The 17,464-nt window shown below is 73.0% G+C and carries 10 protein-coding genes and 1 pseudogene; 6 read left to right on the forward strand and 5 right to left on the reverse strand.

Annotated features, from left to right (window positions below; all coding sequences use genetic code 11):
- Positions 1–441 precede the first annotated feature (441 nt).
- Entirely contained in the window at positions 442–990 is a 549-nt protein-coding gene (locus tag ACYVMZ_RS23300) for a MarR family winged helix-turn-helix transcriptional regulator (RefSeq protein WP_461082711.1), read from the reverse strand.
- A gap of 123 nt (positions 991–1,113) precedes the next feature.
- Between ACYVMZ_RS23300 and ACYVMZ_RS23305 the strand changes: the two genes are divergently transcribed.
- Positions 1,114–2,376, forward strand: a complete 1,263-nt coding sequence (locus ACYVMZ_RS23305) for an MFS transporter (protein ID WP_461082988.1) — start codon at positions 1,114–1,116, stop codon at positions 2,374–2,376.
- A 52-nt stretch (positions 2,377–2,428) separates the two neighbouring features.
- Here ACYVMZ_RS23305 and ACYVMZ_RS23310 read toward each other — a convergent pair whose 3' ends face one another.
- Positions 2,429–4,072 (reverse strand): ATP-binding SpoIIE family protein phosphatase, encoded by a 1,644-nt coding sequence (locus tag ACYVMZ_RS23310; RefSeq protein WP_461082713.1) that lies wholly within the window; start codon positions 4,070–4,072, stop codon positions 2,429–2,431.
- Between the two features lie 173 nt (positions 4,073–4,245).
- The gene (locus tag ACYVMZ_RS23315; protein WP_461082715.1) at positions 4,246–5,625 is read right to left on the reverse strand and encodes an NAD(P)/FAD-dependent oxidoreductase; all 1,380 of its coding nucleotides are present in this window, start codon (positions 5,623–5,625) and stop codon (positions 4,246–4,248) included.
- A gap of 377 nt (positions 5,626–6,002) precedes the next feature.
- On the opposite strand from ACYVMZ_RS23315, the gene ACYVMZ_RS23320 reads away from it, so the two are divergent.
- Both ACYVMZ_RS23320 and ACYVMZ_RS23325 read left to right on the forward strand, forming a co-directional pair.
- Positions 6,003–6,752 (forward strand): TetR/AcrR family transcriptional regulator, encoded by a 750-nt coding sequence (locus ACYVMZ_RS23320; RefSeq protein WP_461082717.1) that lies wholly within the window; start codon positions 6,003–6,005, stop codon positions 6,750–6,752.
- A gap of 212 nt (positions 6,753–6,964) precedes the next feature.
- Positions 6,965–7,204 (forward strand): annotated as a pseudogene (locus ACYVMZ_RS23325) (NPCBM/NEW2 domain-containing protein); the annotation flags it as partial.
- Between the two features lie 36 nt (positions 7,205–7,240).
- Here ACYVMZ_RS23325 and ACYVMZ_RS23330 read toward each other — a convergent pair.
- Both ACYVMZ_RS23330 and ACYVMZ_RS23335 read right to left on the reverse strand, forming a co-directional pair.
- A complete protein-coding gene (locus ACYVMZ_RS23330; protein WP_461082719.1) occupies positions 7,241–10,507 on the reverse strand; it encodes a BTAD domain-containing putative transcriptional regulator in 3,267 nt (1,088 codons plus the stop codon).
- A gap of 402 nt (positions 10,508–10,909) precedes the next feature.
- Entirely contained in the window at positions 10,910–13,042 is a 2,133-nt protein-coding gene (locus ACYVMZ_RS23335) for an asparagine synthase-related protein (RefSeq protein ID WP_461082721.1), read from the reverse strand.
- Between the two features lie 703 nt (positions 13,043–13,745).
- Here ACYVMZ_RS23335 and ACYVMZ_RS23340 point away from each other — a divergent pair.
- The 3 genes from ACYVMZ_RS23340 to trmB all read left to right on the forward strand — a co-directional run bounded on the left by ACYVMZ_RS23340 (position 13,746) and on the right by trmB (position 17,442).
- The gene (locus ACYVMZ_RS23340; RefSeq protein WP_461082723.1) at positions 13,746–15,170 is read left to right on the forward strand and encodes an MFS transporter; all 1,425 of its coding nucleotides are present in this window, start codon (positions 13,746–13,748) and stop codon (positions 15,168–15,170) included.
- 86 nt (positions 15,171–15,256) lie between these two features.
- Positions 15,257–16,465 carry an L-2-hydroxyglutarate oxidase gene (gene lhgO, locus ACYVMZ_RS23345; protein WP_461082725.1) on the forward strand — a complete coding sequence of 403 codons (1,209 nt, stop codon included), beginning with the start codon at positions 15,257–15,259 and terminating at the stop codon, positions 16,463–16,465.
- Positions 16,466–16,629: 164 nt separating this feature from the next.
- Entirely contained in the window at positions 16,630–17,442 is an 813-nt protein-coding gene (trmB, locus tag ACYVMZ_RS23350; RefSeq protein WP_461082727.1) for a tRNA (guanosine(46)-N7)-methyltransferase TrmB, read from the forward strand.
- The last annotated feature ends 22 nt before the right edge of the window (positions 17,443–17,464 follow it).

Below are 17,464 nucleotides of genomic sequence, written 5' to 3' on the forward strand. Positions count from 1 at the left end.
TTGACTTTTGGCACGCTGTTGAGTTCTCAAGGAACGGACGCTTCCTTCGTACTCACCCGAGAGACTCTCTCGCGGCTTTCCTCCGGGCGCTTCCCTTTGGTGTTTCCGACTCTATCAGATCCTTTCGGACCTGATCCCCAGTCAGAAGGAGCTGTCTTCGCGACCGTTGGGCCGTTCCGACGTCTCCAACCTTAGCGCGTTCTCTCGGCGATTCCAAAATCGGCCCGTTCGGCGCCGATCAAGTCGTCGCCTCCCAATTCGAATTGAATTCGGGTATGCCGAAATCAACCCCGTTGGGAGATCTTGCTAGTGGTGTGGAGGCCGCTCGTGCGGCGGAAGTGCTGTCGCAGAACCGTTACGTCTCTGCGGCAACCCGAAGAACTCTACGGATCGGGCTGGGGGCTGTCAAGAACCCCCTGTCAAGATCTTTTATTGCGCGCATCAGTCCAGGTCAGAGAGGCGTCCGCCGGCGTCTGGCTGGGCGTGCTCCACCCTGCGCAGGAGGCGGGTGAGGACCTCGCCGAGGGCCGTTCGCTCCTCGGGGGAGAGGTCCTGGAGCAGGTCCTCCTCGAAGACCGACGCCAGGCGCATCGCCTCCAGCCACTTCTCTCGCCCCTCCGGTGTCAGCTCCACGATCACTCGTACGCGGTTGGACTCGTCCCGTTCACGGGTCACCAGTCCCTCGGCGACCATGCGGTCGATTCGGTGGGTCATGGCGGCCGGGGTCAGGCCGAGGCGTTTGGCGAGGTCGCTGGGGCCCATGCGGTAGGGGGCTCCGGAGAGGACGAGGGCCTTGAGGACCTCCCACTCGGCGTTGCTGATGCCGAGGGCGGCGGTCTGGCGGCCGTAGGCGACGTTCATACGGCGGTTCAGACGGGACAGCGCCGACACGATCTTCTCGACCTGGGGGTCGAGGTCCTGGAACTCGCGCTGGTAGGCGGCGATCTGCTCTTCGAGGGTCGGCTCGCTGACGCCGGGAGTGTCGGCCATGGGCGGCAGTATCGCACGCCGTTGCTTTGCTCTGAAGTCCTTCGATGTGTACTCTTTAGCTTCGAACTTTAGTTTCGAAGTCTTCACGTCTAACTAGTGAGAGAGGTGAACGTGACCAGGGCGATGGGCGCAGCGATGCGCCGGATCCACGTGGGCAACGCACTCAGCGCCTTCGGACTCGGCTTCACCGTCCCCTACCTGTACGTCTATGTGGCGCAGGTGCGGGGGCTGGGGGCCGTGACGGCGGGGCTCGTGCTCGCCGTCTTCGCTGTGGCCGCGCTGATCGTGCTGCCGTTCGCCGGGCGGGCCATCGTCCGGCGCGGCCCGCTTCCGGTGCTGCTCGTCGCCCTGGTCGCCGCCGCCGTCGGGGCGCTGAGTCTGGGGCTGGCGAGCGGTGCGGCGACCGTGCTGCTGTCCGCGGCCGTCCTCGGGGCCGGGCAGGCCGTGATGCAGCCGGCGCTGGCGACGATGATCGTGGACTGTTCGTCGGCTGAGACGCGGGGCCGGGCATTCGCGACGCAGTTCTTTCTGCAGAACCTCGGGCTTGGTGTGGGTGGTCTCATCGGGGGGCACCTCGTCGACACCACGCGGGTCTCCTCGTTCACGCTGCTGTTCGCGATCGAGGCGGCGATGTTCCTGCTGCTGGTCGTGGTGATGGTGACGGTGCGGATGCCGCACTCGCCGCGGTTCGAGGACGCTCCGTCGGCGAAGGGGAGCTGGAAGCAGCTGCTGGGCAATCGGGCCATGGTTCAGCTGTGCGTGCTGGGCTTCGTGTTGTTCTTCGCCTGCTACGGGCAGTTCGAGTCGGGGCTGAGTGCGTACGGGGTGGAGGCCGCCGGGATTTCGACGTCGGCGCTGGGGACTGCTCTCGCGGCGAACACTTTGGTGATCGTGGTCGCGCAGTTCGCGGTGCTGCGGTTCGTGGAGCGGCGCAGTCGGTCACGGGTGATCGCGGCCGTCGGGCTGATCTGGGCCGTGGCATGGGCGGTGGCCGGGTATGCCGGGCTCGGGCACGTGAGCCAGGAGATGGCCACGGCCGCCTTCGTCTCGACGTACGCCCTGTTCGGGCTGGGGGAGGCGATGCTGTCGCCGACCGTCGCGCCGTTGGTCGCCGACCTTGCGCCGAGCGGGATGGCCGGGCAGTACAACTCCGCTTTCGCTCTGGTGAAGCAGCTAGCGCTGGCCGTGGGGCCGGCGGTGGGCGGACCGCTCGGGGCCTCGCTGCACGCGCCGTACATCGTGGCGTTTCTGTTGTTCTCCCTGGGGATCACGGTGCTCGCCGTGCGATTGGGGCGGCAGCTGACGGACGTACAGGATCGACCGTGGCTGGCGAAGAGCCGGGTGGTGGCGCGGGGCGGGGAGCCCGCGGAGTCGCTGGCTGCGTAGGCGGGCCCGACGGCCCCCTGGTTGTCCGGGTTCGGGGCTGCCGCCGCGGTCGTCACACCGTCCCGCGCGGCAGCACGAACTCGCACCACACCGCCTTCCCGCCCCCCGGTGTCCGTCTGCACCCCCAGTTGGAGGCGATCGTCGCGACGATGGCGATGCCTCGGCCCGACTCGTCGCCCGGTTCGGCTTTGCGGCGCCTGGGGAGGTGGTCGTCGCCGTCCGTGACCTCGATGATCAGGCGGCGGTCGGTGCGGCGCAGACGCAGGCGCATGGGGGGTGTGCCGTGCTGGAGGGAGTTGGCGACCAGTTCGCTGGCGGCCAGGACGCCCAGGTCGTGCAGGTCGGTGGGGAAGCGCCAGCTGGTCAGGACGCCGGAGGCGAAGGCACGCGCGCGTGGGGCCGCTTCCACGCCGCCGAGCAGGTCCAGGGCCGCGTTGCGGAACAGTTCGCTCTCGGGGCCCGTGCGGGCCGGGTGCTGGAGGACCAGGACGGCCACGTCGTCGTCGTGGTCGGCCGTGACGCCGGCCGAGCGGACCAGGCGGTCGCAGATGACCTGCGGGGTGCCGGTCGCGCCGGCCAGGGCGCGTTCCAGGGCGGCGATGCCCTCGTCCAGGTCCTCGTTGCGGCGCTCCACCAGGCCGTCCGTGTAGAGGACGGCCGTCGAGCCGGGGCTGAGGGCGATGGAGCCCGAGGTGTGCATCCAGCCGCCCGTGCCGAGCGGGGGGCCGGTCGGTTCGTCGGCGCGCTGGACGGTGCCGGTCTCGTCGCGGACCAGGATGGGGAGGTGGCCCGCGGAGGAGTACACCAGCCGTCCCTCGTTCGGGTCGTGGACGGCGTACACGCACGTGGCGATCTGGTTGGCGTCGATCTCGGTGGCCAGGCCGTCGAGGAGTTGCAGCACCTCGTGCGGGGGCAGGTCGAGGCGGGCGTACGCGCGGACCGCCGTACGGAGCTGGCCCATGACGGCCGCCGCGCGGACGCCCCGGCCCATGACGTCGCCGATGACCAGGGCCGTGCGGCCGCCGCCCAGGGTGATCACGTCGTACCAGTCGCCGCCGACCGCGGCCTCCGTGCCGCCGGGGTGGTAGGTGGCGGCGATGCGCAGGTCGTCGGGTTCTTCCAGTTCCTGGGGGAGCAGCGATCTCTGCAGGGTCACGGCTGTCTCGCGCTGGCGGCGTTCGCTGGCGCGCAGGCGTTCGGCGGCCTCGGCGTGGTCGGTGACGTCCGTGGCGAAGACCAGTACGCCTCCGTCGCCCTCGGAGACGGGGGTGCAGGTGAACGTGTAGGAGCGGCCGTCGGGGGCCTTGCGGGACTTGACCGTGCGGGGCTTGCCGCTGCGCAGGACCTGGTCCAGCAGCGGCAGCAGGCCCAGTTCGTCAAGCTCCGGGAGTGCCTCGCGCGCGGGGGCGCCGATCGGGCGTACTCCGAAGGCCGCCGTGTAGGCGTCGTTGACGTAGGCCATGCGGTGGTCGGGGCCGTGGACCAGGGCGACGAGGGACGGGACGCGGTCGAGGACCTCGCGGACCCGTAGGTCGTCGACGGCCGGCACGGGCGGTGGCTCGTCGGTCAGTTGTTCGGCGCGGGCGGCGGGGACGGAGCCTTCTCCCCGCCGGTCCGTGGGGACCGTCTGCTCGGTCCGCGCTGCGGCGCGGCGCTGCGTTCCGGGGAGCCGGGCGCTCCAGCGCGTGAAGTTCACGAATCCTTGCCTCGTGTAGTCGTCGGCGGCCGGCACCGGAACCGGCCGGGGCCCCGGGAGCCGCACCGGGGGTGAGCGGTGGCCCGCCCGCGGTGGTGGACCAGTCTGGCAGGGTGCAGACCGGGTCGGCATCCGTCAGACGCCGGGCCGGCCGGTGGAGTTCCTGGGTCCGGTCAGGACGACCCCTTCGGGTTGCCCGGGGGATCTTGAGAAGGCTTTCCACCGGCCGCGAGTTCGAACTCCGCCCGGGGGTGTTCGAGTGAACCCAGGGAGACGATCTCCCGTTTGAAGAGCCCGGCCAGGGCCCATTCGGCGAGCACGCGCGCCTTGCGGTTGAAGGTGGGCACGCGGTTGAGGTGGTAGGCGCGGTGCATGAACCAGGCGGGGTAGCCCTTCAGCCTGCGCCGGTAGATGTGTGCGACGCCCTTGTGGAAGCCGAGGGAGGCCACCGAGCCGACGTACTTGTGCGCGTACGTCTCCAGGGGCTCGCCGCGCAGGGAGTGCACGATGTTGTCGCCGAGGAGGCGGGCCTGGCGGACGGCGTGCTGGGCGTTGGGGGCGCATTCCCGGCCGGGTTCGTCGGCGGTGACGTCGGGCACGGCGGCGGCGTCTCCGGCGGCCCACGCGTGCGTGGCGCCCTCGATCGTCAGCTCGGGGGTGCACGTGAGGCGTCCGCGTTCGTTTCGCGGCAGGTCGGTGGCGGCGAGGATCGGGTGGGGTTTGACGCCGGCCGTCCACACGACCGTGCGGGTGGGGAAGCGGGCACCGTCGCTGAGGACCGCCACCCGGTCGGCGCAGGATTCCAGGCGGGTCCGGAGGCGTACGTCGATGTTGCGGCGGCGCAGTTCGCTGACCGTGTAGCGGCCCATCTCCTCGCCGACCTCGGGGAGGATGCGGTCGGAGGCCTCGACGAGGATCCATTTCATGTCCTCGGGCCGGATGTTGTGGTAGTAGCGCGCGGCGTGGCGGGCCATGTCCTCCAGCTCGCCGAGCGCCTCGACACCGGCGAAGCCGCCGCCGACGAAGACGAAGGTGAGGGCCGCGTCGCGGATCGCGGGATCGCGGGTGGAGGAGGCGATGTCCATCTGCTCCAGGACGTGGTTGCGCAGGCCGATGGCCTCCTCGACGGTCTTGAAGCCGATGCCGTGCTCGGCGAGGCCGGGGACGGGGAGGGCGCGCGAGATCGAACCGGGGGCGAGGACGAGTTCGTCGTACGTCAGCTGCCGGCCGCCGGTGCCCTCCTCTGCGGTGGCGAGGGTCGTGACGGTGGCGGTGCGCTTGGCGTGGTCGATGGCCTTGGCCTCGCCGATGATGATGTGGCAGTGGTCGAGGACGCGGCGCAGCGGTACGACGACGTGGCGCGGCGAGATGGCGCCGGCGGCCGCTTCGGGGAGGAACGGCTGGTACGTCATGTAGGGGTCGGGGGTGACGACCGTGATCTCGGCCTCGCCCCGCTTCAGCTCCTGCCTCAGCTTCTTCTGGAGGCGCAGGGCCGTGTACATCCCGACGTAGCCGCCGCCGACAACGAGAATGCGCGCACGTTCCTTCACCATCCCATGACGCACCCGGCGCTTGCGTTTGTCCACAGCCTCGACGAATTGTGTGACCGCGCCGCGCGGGCGCGCGGCACCGGGCGGATTGCCGCAGTGCGGGGAAGAGGTGCAGGTCAGCGGGGGTGATCGGGTGGCCGGTCCGGGGTGCAATCGGGACGTATACGACCCGTACTCCGATCGGGGGGCGCTCCGTGCGGAACCTGCCCCTTCTGAATTGACTCCCTCTCAACTATGTTCGTGTGTCGACGGGGTGAAGGGGATGCGCTCATCGGGTCCGCGACCGGGCGGGTTCGGCAGGCGGGCTTGTTCCGCGACGCTCCGGCTTTCGATGACGGGGAGAGTCTCCGGGGGGAGACGTCATTACCGGGGGAATACATATGCATGTTCAGGACTCGCATTGGTCGTCCGCGTCCGCTGTGGCATCCGGCGGCGCGACGATGAGCGCGGCGGCGGGCAACGGACGCGGGGACGGAGCGCGGACGACGCCGTTGCGTGTGGACGCACAGCGCAATCTGGAGCACGTACTGCGCGCGGCGCGCGAGGTCTTCGGCGAGCTGGGATACGGCGCGCCGATGGAGGACGTGGCGCGGCGTGCGCGGGTCGGCGTCGGCACGGTGTACCGGCGCTTTCCGAGCAAGGACGTCCTGGTGCGGCGGATAGCCGAGGAGGAGACCTCCCGGCTGACCGAGCAGGCGCGTGCGGCGCTCGGCCAGGAGGACGAGCCGTGGTCGGCGCTGTCGCGCTTCCTGCGCACGTCGGTGGCCTCGGGCGCCGGGCGGCTGCTGCCGCCGCAGGTGCTGCGGGTGGGGGTGGCGGACGAGACCGCCGCCCGGGTGCCGCAGCAGCGGATCCAGCCCGGCACGGGTGAGCTGCGGCTGGTGCCCGAGGAGCCGCCGGCTCTGGCGCCGGAGGACGACGCGGGCGCGGCGGCGCTGCTGGAGGTCGTGGGCCAGCTCGTGGAGCGGGCGCGCGCGGCCGGTGAGCTGCGGCCGGACGTGTCGGTGTCGGACGTGCTGCTGGTGATCGCGACGGCCGCGCCCTCGCTGCCGGACGCGGCGCAGCAGGCGGCCGCCTCGGCACGGCTGCTGGACATCCTCCTGGAGGGGCTGCGGTCCCGGCCGATGTGAGGCCGGGGCCCCTCCCGCACGGTTCGCGCCCGCGGGTCGTGACGCGCTGAGGTGGCCGCGGGCGTGGGCGCTGCGCAGCCCGCGCACCGGGCGCACCTCGGCGACATGCCCCTACGCCGAGTCCCACGCCGACGCCGGTGCCGCCCGCCCCGGACGTCCACCAGTGGAGCGAGCCGTCGTACGACGTCACCGGCGACGGCAGCGAACCCGGGATGCGGAGCGCGCAGAGCAGCTGGGTGTGGCAGCGCTCCGCCCTGTCCGTCGGGGGGCGGCCGTACGCGCACGGCGTGACCGTGCACGGCCACTCCTCCGTCACCATCGACCTCAAGCGCGCCTGCACCGCCTACGACCGTCGTCCACGCCGACCAGGGCGTCGTAGGCGGTGCAAGGTGTCCTTCTCCGTCCACGCCGGCGGCGTCCCGCTGTGGAACTCCGGCGTCATCAGGGGCGGCGATCCGGCGGTCCCCGGCGGCCCCATCCATGCTGCCCTAAGGGCGCACGCGCGCCGGAGGACTCGCCTCGGCCAGCTCGCGCAGGACGTCCTCCGCAGTGAAGGCCGTGCCTCGGGCGTGCTCCGCCGCGTACCGCTCGGAGCCGAGCACGGCGCCGGCGGCGGCCTCGGCCCGTTCGACCTGTGCGCGCTCCGGCATGGGGCGTGGACGGCCACCATGCCAGTGCTCTGCGGCGCCGAGCAGACGCGCCGCGCGCGGGGTGTCGCCGAGGTCGCACAGCAGCCCCGCCGCGCTGTCCACGAGCGCCGCCCGGAGCGTCTCGGAGCAGCGCTTCTCCACGGCCTCGCGCAGGGTGTCGGTCAGTTTCGGCAGGGCGTGCTCCGGGCCCGACTCGTCCGCCGTCAGCATCACGTCGATCAGGTTCAGCATGACCGCGAACTGGGGCGGTGGCGTCCCGCGCGCGGACTCCGCCCGGGCCGCCTCCCACAGCTCGCGGGCCCGCGCGGTGTGCTCGTCCTCCCGCGCCAGCTGGGCCCGCAGCAGCAGGACGAAGGCCTTGGAGTCCGCCACGCCGTAGCGGTCGGCGGCGGCGCTCGCCTCGTCCAGCGACGCCAGCGCGGCCGGGCGGTCGCCCGCGCGGTAGGCGATCTCGGCGAGCCGGACGATGAGGAACGGCGACTCGGCGTACGCGCCGACCTCGTAGGCGAGCCGCAGCGCCTCCTCGTACTCGCCCTTGGCCTCCTCGAAACGGCCGCGTGCCATGGCGGCCTCACCCGCCGCACTGCACACGTGGGCCCGCACCCAGCGGTCACCGACCCGGCGGCTGAGCACCCGCAGCTCCGCCAGGTCGTCGTCGACACCCTTCATGCCGCCCGGTGAGTCGACGACCAGATGCGTACGGAACATCAGGGCGACGGTGATCTCCCACTCCCCGCCATAGGCACGGCAGTTGGCGACCGCCGTGTCCATCACCGCCCGGACGTCGCCCGGGTCGCCCGCGAAGTAGGCGGTCAACGGCCAGACGAGCCCCGGCATCCGGGCCGCCTGAGGACCGCCCTTCTCGAAGAAGGCCCGCACCCGGGCGAGATACCGCCACAGCCGCTCGTCCGGCACCCGGTCCATCGGCTCGACCTCGGACCTCAGGAAGAGGTGCAGCATGCGCAGGTCCATCCGCAGGGTGTGCAGCGGATGCTCCGCCTCGCCGTGCGGGGCGGCGAGGAAGGCGTCGACCGGGTCGGGCGAGGCCGGGGACGTGCCGCTGGAGGTGGCATCCAGGGCGGCGCCGAGGCGCAGGGTGCGGTCGAGCCAGGCGATGCCCTCGTGGCGGTAGTTGCGCAGCCACCAGAACCAGCCCATGGCGAGGGCGAGGGCGGCGGCCTCCGGCTCGTCCCCGGCCGTGAGGGCGCGGTGCAGGGCCGCGCGGATGTTGTCCAGCTCGGTCTCCAGGCGGGAGATCCACGGCAGTTGCCCGGCGGACCGCAGCAGCGGATCGGCCCGCTCGACCAGCGCACGCACCCACGCGCGATGCCGGCGCTCGGCCGCGGCGCGCAGGCCGGGGACCTCGGCGGCGCGCTCGACGGCGTACTCGTGGATGGTCTCCAGCATCCGGTACCGCATGCCGTCGCTGCCGTCCCGCCCGCACGGGGCCGCCACGACCAGGGACCTGTCGACGAGCGCCCCGAGGATGTCGGCCACGGGCCCGGTGCACACGGCCTCCGCCGCCGTGAGATCCCAGCCGCCCGCGAACACGGACAGCTCGCACAGCACCGTCCGTTCCGCCTCGTCGAGCAGCTCCCAGGACCAGTCGACGACGGCGCGCAGGGTCTGCTGGCGGGGCAGGACCGTGCGGCTGCCGGAGGTGAGCAGCCGGAAGCGGTCGTCGAGCCGGTCGGCGATCTGCCGCGGGGTGAGCAGCCTCAGCCGGGCGGCGGCCAGCTCGATGGCCAGCGGCAGCCCGTCCAGCCGCCGGCAGATCTCCGCCACCGCCGCCTCGTCCCGGAGCACGGCGTCGGCGTCGGGACGGACGCCAGTGGCACGCTCCGCGAAGAGGCGGTGCGCGTGCTCCGGTCGCAGGGGCTCGACCGGGCGCACCAACTCGCCGGGGACAGCCAGGGGTTCACGGCTGGTGGCGAGGATCGTGAGCCCCGGGCAGCGGGTCAGGAGCGTCTCGGCGAGGTCGGCGGCCGCGCCGATGACGTGTTCGCAGTTGTCAAGGATCAGGAGTTGGCTGCGCGGGGCGCAGTACTCGACGAGCAGGGCGACGGGGTCGTCCTGCGGGGCCTTCAGCTCGCTGGTCATCAGCACGGTCTCGCGCAGACCGAGCGCGCTGACCAGCGCGCCGGGCACCGCCTCCGGCCGGTCGAGCGGGGCCAGCTCGACCAGCCACGCCTGCGGAAGCCCGGCGGCGGCCTCCTCGGCGAGACGGGTCTTTCCAGAGCCGCCCGGTCCGGTGAGAGTGACGAGTCGGGCCCTGTGCAGGTCGGAACGGATCGCGTCGATCTCGAGTTCCCGCCCGACGAAGGAGGTCAGACGGGGCCGGATGTTCCCGCTGCGGACGGGCTGTACGGCGGCCAGGGGCGGCGCAGCCGTGTGGAGCAACTCGGCGTGCAGGGCGCGCAGCTGCGGCCCCGGGTCGGTGCCCAGACCGTCGGCGAGGGCGCGGCGGGCGGACTCGTACGCGGCGAGCGCGTCGGCCTCGCGGCCCGTGTCGCGCAGGGCGCGGATGAGGAGGGCGTGCAGCGGTTCGTCGTACGGGTGCGCCGCGGTCAGCTCCCGCAGTTCCGGTACGACGTCGGCGGCGCGGCCGAGCCGCAGACGGGCCTCGGTGCGGGCGCGTACGGCCTCCAGGCGCAGGGCCTCCGGGCGGGTGGCGGCGGCGGTCCGGTCGGGGAGGTCGGCGAGGGCGGGGCCCCGCCACAGGGCCAGGGCGTCGTCGAGGCGCTGGGCGGCGTCGTCCGGATCACCGTGGTCGAGGGCCGCGGTGCCCTCCCGTACGAGCCGCTCGAAGACGAAGAGATCCACGTCGTCCGGGGTCGCCGCGAGCCGGTAGCCGCCGGCTTCCGAGGTGACCGCGTCCTTGCCCACGGCACGGCGTAGGCGGCCGACCAGGGCCTGGAGGGCGGCCGGGGCGTCCTGGGGCGGGTCGTCCGCCCAGACCTCGTCGATCAGTGTTCCGGGTGTGGTGACGCGGGAGGGGCGCAGGGCGAGGGCGGTGAGCAGGGCACGGAGGCGGGGGCCGCCGACGGGTACGACGGCGCCGTGATCGTCCTCCGCCTGGGTGATGCCCAGGATTCTGTACCGCACCGGGTCATTGTGGCGGCGGTGGGTGCCGGGGGCACGGGGTTTGTGGGCGACGGTGGGTCCGGACAGGTGGCGTTGAACGCGCCCAGGCACCGTCCGCTGCCAAGTACCCGGCGCTGGTGCTGGGGCAAGACGACCGCCCGGCCGGGTCGGCAGCCCCACGCAAGAGGCGCAACAGCAAGCCCACCCCACCCGCACAGGCCGCCGCAGGCACCCACCAACCAGCCTCGGCCACCGGAGACACCCGCAGGCATCACACCCCGCCACACCACCGGAGGCACCCGCGGGCATCCCCGACCCCGGCCCAACCACCGGAGGCCCCCGCAGCCATCACACCCCGGCCCAACCGCCAGAGGCACCCGCAGGCACCCCCACCCCGGCAACCACCGGAGGCCCCCGCAGGCATCACACCCCCGCCACACCGCCGGAGGCCCGCGCCCCCGCCCCCAGCGCCCCCCGCTGCGGCGCGATCCCCGCCGGTACGGCCCGCTGCCGTGCCGGTGTGCCCGTCCAGCACGTGCCTCGGCGGGCCAGGAGCCGGCGGAGCCACAGTTCCAGGGAGATCAGGTCGGCCAGGCCGTCCACCGGCAGCGGTTCGCCGGCGGCAGCGCCCCGCACCGCCGCCCGGACCACCCGTGCCTCCACCAGCCCGGCCTCCGCGAGCAACGGCGTGTCGAACAGCGCCAGCAGGGAGTCCGCGGCCACCCGCAACCCCGTACGCGCGGCGGCCTCCGCCGTCGCCTGCGTCGGTGCGCCCCAGCCGGGCGGCACCTCCCGTACTCCCGCGCCCTCCAGCACCGTCCGCAGGATCACCGCCCGCGCCCCCGGCCGCACCCGCAGCGCCTCGGGAAGCGCCCGGGCGGCCCGTACGACCTGGTTGTCGAGGAACGGCGCGTGCAGGCGCTGGAAGCGGATCTCCGCGGCCTGCTCCAGCACCCGCAGGTCCGCCGCGTACCGCGCCAGTGCGGCACGCGCGCGGAAATCACCGGGCCGCTGTCCCGGCCCCACGTCGGAGCGATGGGTGGACGCCTGAAGGCGAACCGATACTTCGGCGAGCGCCTCACCCGTCAGCCAGCGTGCCGCCGGCCCGGGTCTGCCCCAGTTCAGGGCGGCGAGCGACGCCTCCACCGCACCGCCGGGTTCGTCGGGACCGTCCGCGTGGTGGTCGAGGAGACGCCCGGCCAGGGCCTCCAGCCCGGCCCGGTACGGCGTACGGGCCAGCCGCCGGGCCGCGGCGTACACGCGCGCGGGGACCATCACCGAGCCGTCCGCCTTCGCCAGCGCGGCGACGGGACGCACCAGGTGGCGCCGCTTGCGGTCCATCAACAGGTCGGCCAGGCGCGCCGGATGGGCGTCCAGCACCTGGCGGGCGCCGTACCCGGTGAAGTGGTCCGCGCTGCCGGACGCCAGCCGGGCGCGATGCCGCGCCGCCGTCACCAGGTACCGCCCGGGCTCGTCCGTCAGCGGCCCGTCCAGGTCGGCGTACGGCAGCGTCTCCTCGCCGCCCGCGACGACGACGTGGTGCAGGCGCGGGTTCGCCGCCAGGGCTCCCGCCCGCTCCAGCTCGGCCTCCCGGCCGCCGACGGCCAGGTCGTTGAAGGTGACGGCCAGCAGCCGCTCCCCCGCGCCCGTGCCGTGCCCCAGCACCGTGCCCGGCATGCCCGGAAGCCCGGCGGCGAGCAGGGCGAGCGTCGCCGAGGCGGGCCCTCCGGACAGGTCGGCCCCGATCCCCGGAACGGGCATCCCGCGCGCGGCACGCCGTTCGGCGGGTCCCATGCCGGGCACCGGCCCGGGATCGATGCCGTCCCCGGGGACGTGCCGGGGCGCGGACAGACGCGTGCGCACCGCCTCGACGAGCGCGTCGCGCACGGCGTCGACCGCGCTGTCCGGGTCGGCCGGAGGCGCCGCGACGGCGAGGGAGGCGACCGGCTCGTACCCGGCGATCTCGCGCGCCCCGGCACGCAGGATCAGCGCATGCCCCGGCGGAATGCGTTTCACGCCGTCGTACGGCGTGGAGTCGTGCAGTGCGGCCGGCACGTCGGGGGCGGCGAGCAGCGCGGCGAGGTGCCCGAAGTCGAGGTTGGCCTCGATGAGGTCGGCGAGCGGCAGCGCGGCCGTCGCGTACGCCGTGCCGCCCGCCCAGGGGGTGTGGAACACGGGCCGCGCGCCCGCCAGATCGCCGCATACGGTGATCCGCCGGCCCACCTGCACCACGGCCGTGTAGCTGCCCGGCCAGGCCGTCAGATGGCGCAGGGCGCCGCCGCGCGCGGCGAACAGCGCGACGCGCAGCTGCTCGTCGCTGGCGCCGCAGATGCCGAGGACGGCGATACGGGTCTGGGCGTCGGCCGCGACGACCCGCACCTCGTCGGGGCGCCAGTCGCCGACCGCCCACAGCGGATCGGGGTCGCCCCACAACAGCTGGGAACCCACCGGGTGCAGGGTCTCGCCGTCGGGTCCGGTGTCGTAGCCGGTGGCTCCCGCGGAGCCTGCCCGCACGGCTCCCGCGGCGGTGCTGCTCCATCCCACCAACCACCGCATCGACGCCTCCACAGGCTGTGGACAACCAGTGCACCGTACGAACCGGTTCACCATGCTGCCATGAAGGACACGCCGCAGAGGGTGCGCAAAGCCGCTTGCGCTCCGGCAAACGCGCCCCGCGTGCGCGCCCGAGCCCCACAGGCGCCCCGTCCGGACCACCCCGACTCGCGGCCGGGGCATGGTCTTTGCGACGCGAAATGCGCCCCACAACGCGCCCCTGAGAACGCCCAACGCGCCCTCAAGTGCCGTGGTAGAAGCGGTGATTCCCCGGGAGAGTGGGGTGGGTTTTCAGCCAAATCGGAGCGGGGCGCGCAACGTTGAACACGCTCCGTACAGGCTCTGCGTACCGCACGGCGGTCGCGCAGTCCGGGAGGCGGAGCGCGCCTCCCGGACCGTTCCGCCGCCCGCGGGGATGGAGGCGGCGGTGTCCCCCAGCCCACTGGATCCAGTACAGCGGGCCGACCCACGCAGGGACCATGGAACCGCTCCCGCGGTGGCTGGAGAAGAGCGCACGGACGGGCGCACGGCCACACACCGGGAGCACGCCGCAACTGCCCGTGTCGGGCCCGTACTTCAGTACGGACCACAATCCCGCCAACCGGAACAATGCCCCTTAACGCTTGGGATGCGGCGAACTACGCTGGGTTTACGAATGCCGCCTGGTTATGCCAGCGCGGCAGCCGTCTGTGTCGAGGGGTGGCGCATGTCCAGGGAGCAACGCGGGCCGAACGAAAAACTCGGCGCCGTTCTCGCCCTCGCGGGAATCTCCAACGCGGGACTCGCACGACGCGTCAACGATCTTGGCGCCCAACGCGGGTTGACGCTTCGCTACGACAAGACGTCGGTGGCGCGCTGGGTGTCGAAGGGCATGGTGCCGCAGGGTGCGGCGCCGCACCTCATCGCCGCCGCCATCGGCCAGAAGCTCGGCCGCCCGGTGCCGCTCCACGAGATCGGCCTGGCGGACGCGGATCCCGCGCCCGAAGTGGGCCTCGCCTTCCCCCGGGACGTCGGGCAGGCGGTGAAGTCCGCGACGGAGCTGTACCGTCTCGACCTCGCCGGCCGCCGCGCCGGCTCCGGCGGCATCTGGCAGTCGCTGGCCGGCTCCTTCGCAGTGAGCGCATACGCAACGCCTGCCTCGCGATGGCTGATAACCCCGGCCGACAGCTCGGTGGCGCGCGAGGCGAACCCGGCCGAGGGCTCCGGCGCACCGCTCAAAGTCGGCCACAGCGATGTGCAGAAGCTGCGCGAGGCCGCCGAGGACGCGCGGCGCTGGGACTCCAAGTACGGCGGCGGGGACTGGCGTTCGTCGATGGTCCCCGAATGCCTGCGGGTCGAGGCGGCCCCGCTGCTGCTCGGCTCCTACTCCGACGACGTCGGCCGCGCCCTCTTCGGCGCGGCGGCCGAACTCACCCGCCTCGCGGGCTGGATGGCCTTCGACACCGGCCAGCAGGAGGCGGCCCAGCGCTACTACATCCAGGCCCTGCGCCTGGCCCGGGCAGCGGCGGACGTCCCCCTGGGCGGCTACGTCCTGGCCTCCATGTCCCTCCAGGCCACCTACCGCGGCTTCGGCGACGAGGGCGTCGACCTCGCCCAGGCCGCCCTGGAACGCAACCGGGGCCTGGCCACGGCCCGCACCATGAGCTTCTTCCGCCTCGTCGAGGCCCGGGCACACGCGCGTGCGGGCGACGCCCAGGCGGCCGGCGCGGCCCTGAAGGCAGCCGAGAGCTGGCTGGAGCGCGCCCGCCCCGGCGACCACGACCCCAGCTGGCTCGGCTTCTACTCGTACGACCGCTTCGCCGCCGACGCGGCCGAGTGCTACCGCGACCTCAAGGCCCCGCGCCAGGTCCGCCGCTTCACCGAGCAGGCACTGTCGAAGCCGACGGAGGAGTTCGTCCGCTCGCACGGCCTGCGCCTGGTCGTCTCCGCGGTCGCCGAACTGGAGTCGGGCAACCTGGACGCGGCCTGCGAGCAGGGCGTACGGGCGGTCGAAGTGGCCGGGCGCATCTCCTCGGCCCGCACCACCGAGTACGTGAAGGACCTCCTGCACCGGCTGGAGCCGTACGGCGACGAACCGCGCGTGGTCGAGCTGCGGGAGCGCGCCCGGCCGCTGCTGATGGCTCCCGCCTGATCCTGCCGACGGTCCGCCGGTCGCCTCCCGGGTTTGAGCGCATTGTCAGTGGCACAGTGCACTATCGAAACCGGGAGGTGGAACAGGTGCGGGCGGAGATCGCATACGACTGTGACGTGCTGGTGATCGGCGGCGGAATCGTCGGCCTGTCGACGGCGTACGCGATCACGCGCGCCGCGCCGGGCACCCGCGTGACGGTCCTGGAGAAGGAACCGGGCCCGGCCCGCCACCAGACGGGCCGTAACAGCGGCGTCATCCACAGCGGCATCTACTACCGCCCCGGCTCCCTCAAGGCCCGCTACGCGGTACGGGGCGCCGCCGAGATGGTCAAGTTCTGCGCGGAGTACGGCATCGCCCACGCCGTCACCGGCAAACTGATCGTCGCGACGGAGCGGGAGGAGCTGCCGCGGCTGCACGGGCTGGTACAGCGCGGCCGGGAGAACGGCATTCCGGTACGGGAGCTGGGCGCCGCCCAGATCGCCGAGTACGAGCCCGACGTACAGGGCCTGGCGGCGATACACGTCGGCACGACCGGCATCTGCGACTTCGCCGGAGTGGCCCGGCAGCTGGCGGAGGCGTCGGGGGCGGAGATCCGCTACGGCGCGGACGTCATACGCATCGACCGGCGCCCTAACCTCGGCGTCGCCGCGCTCACCGTGACCGGGGACGTCGTACGCGGCCGGGTCCTGGTGAACTGCGCGGGCCTGTACTGCGACGAGATCGCCCGGATGACGGGCGACGACCCCGGCGTGCGGATCGTCCCCTTCCGCGGCGAGTACTACGACCTCGCCCGCCCGGAACTGGTCCGGGGCCTGGTGTACCCGGTCCCCGACCCGGCGTTCCCCTTCCTCGGGGTGCACCTCACGCGCGGCATCCACGGAGAGGTGCACATCGGCCCCAACGCGGTGCCGGCACTGGCCCGCGAGGGCTACGACTGGGGCACGGTACGCCTGCGTGAGCTGGGCGGGACGCTGAGCTGGCCGGGGTCGTGGCGGATAGCACGGCGGCACTGGCGGTACGGGGCGGGTGAGCTGCGGCGGTCCCTGTCCAAGGCGGCGTTCACCCGGGCCGTACGGCGGCTGCTGCCCGCGGTGACGGAGGACGATCTGGTGCCGACGGCGGCGGGGGTGCGGGCACAGGCGGTGCTGCGGGACGGGACGCTGGTGGACGACTTCCTGATCCGGGAGGGGGCGCGGGCGGTACATGTGCTGAACGCGCCGTCGCCCGCGGCTACGGCTTCGTTGCCGATCGGGAGGGAAGTGGCGCGGAGGGCGTTGGCTGTGCTGGGTGGGTGAGGGGGCCGGGTGAGAGGGGTGGGCTGCTGAGCTCGGCGTTGCAGGGGGCTCGGCGTCGGTGCTGGGCGCGGGTGGGTGTCCACCCAGGCAGGCACAGCGCCCCGCCGCCCCCGCGGCACGACTGCCCGCAGCCAGGCAGGCCTCCCCGTAAAATCGACAGCACTGTGACTGACTCCGTGAACACCCCCGAAGCCCCCCAGCCCGCTCGCCCCGCAGCGTCCGTCCGGCGTGACCGGGCCAAGGGAGAGCCGCGTTTTCCGGACGGGCCGAAGGCCGATCCGGCCGGGGCGCACTTCGAGCGGCGGATCCGGAGTTTCCAGCCTCGTAGGAGCCGCGTCACCGCAGGGCAGGCGGACGCGCTGCAGCGGCTGTGGCCCAAGTGGGGCTTCGACATCGACGGACGCCGGCGCCTCGGCCTCCCCGAGCTGTTCGGGAACGACAACCCCGTCGTCCTGGAGATCGGCTTCGGCATGGGCGAGGCCACCGCCCAGATGGCCGCCGCCGACCCCGGCACGAACATCCTCGCCGTCGACGTCCACACCCCCGGCCAGGGCAATCTGCTCAACCTCGCCGACCGCAGCGGCCTGACCAACATCCGCGTCGGCAACGGGGACGCGATCATCCTCCTGCGCGAAATGCTCGCCCCGGACTCCCTCGACGGCCTGCGCGTCTACTTCCCCGACCCCTGGCCCAAGAAGCGGCACCACAAGCGCCGGCTCATCCAGCCCGCCTTCCTCACCCTGGCCGCGTCCCGCCTCAAGCCGGGCGCGATCGTGCACTGCGCGACCGACTGGGAACCGTACGCCGAACAGATGCTCGAGGTGCTCACGGCGCATCCCGACTTCGAGAACACGCAGGCAGACGGCGGTTTCGCGCCGCGCCCCGGCTTCCGCCCGCTGACCCGTTTCGAGGGCCAGGGACTGGACAAGGGACATGTCGTGAACGACCTGCTCTTCCGTCGCGTACAGCACCCGTAGAGCACCCCCGTGCAGCATCCGT

Source organism: Streptomyces deserti (assembly GCF_054782695.1).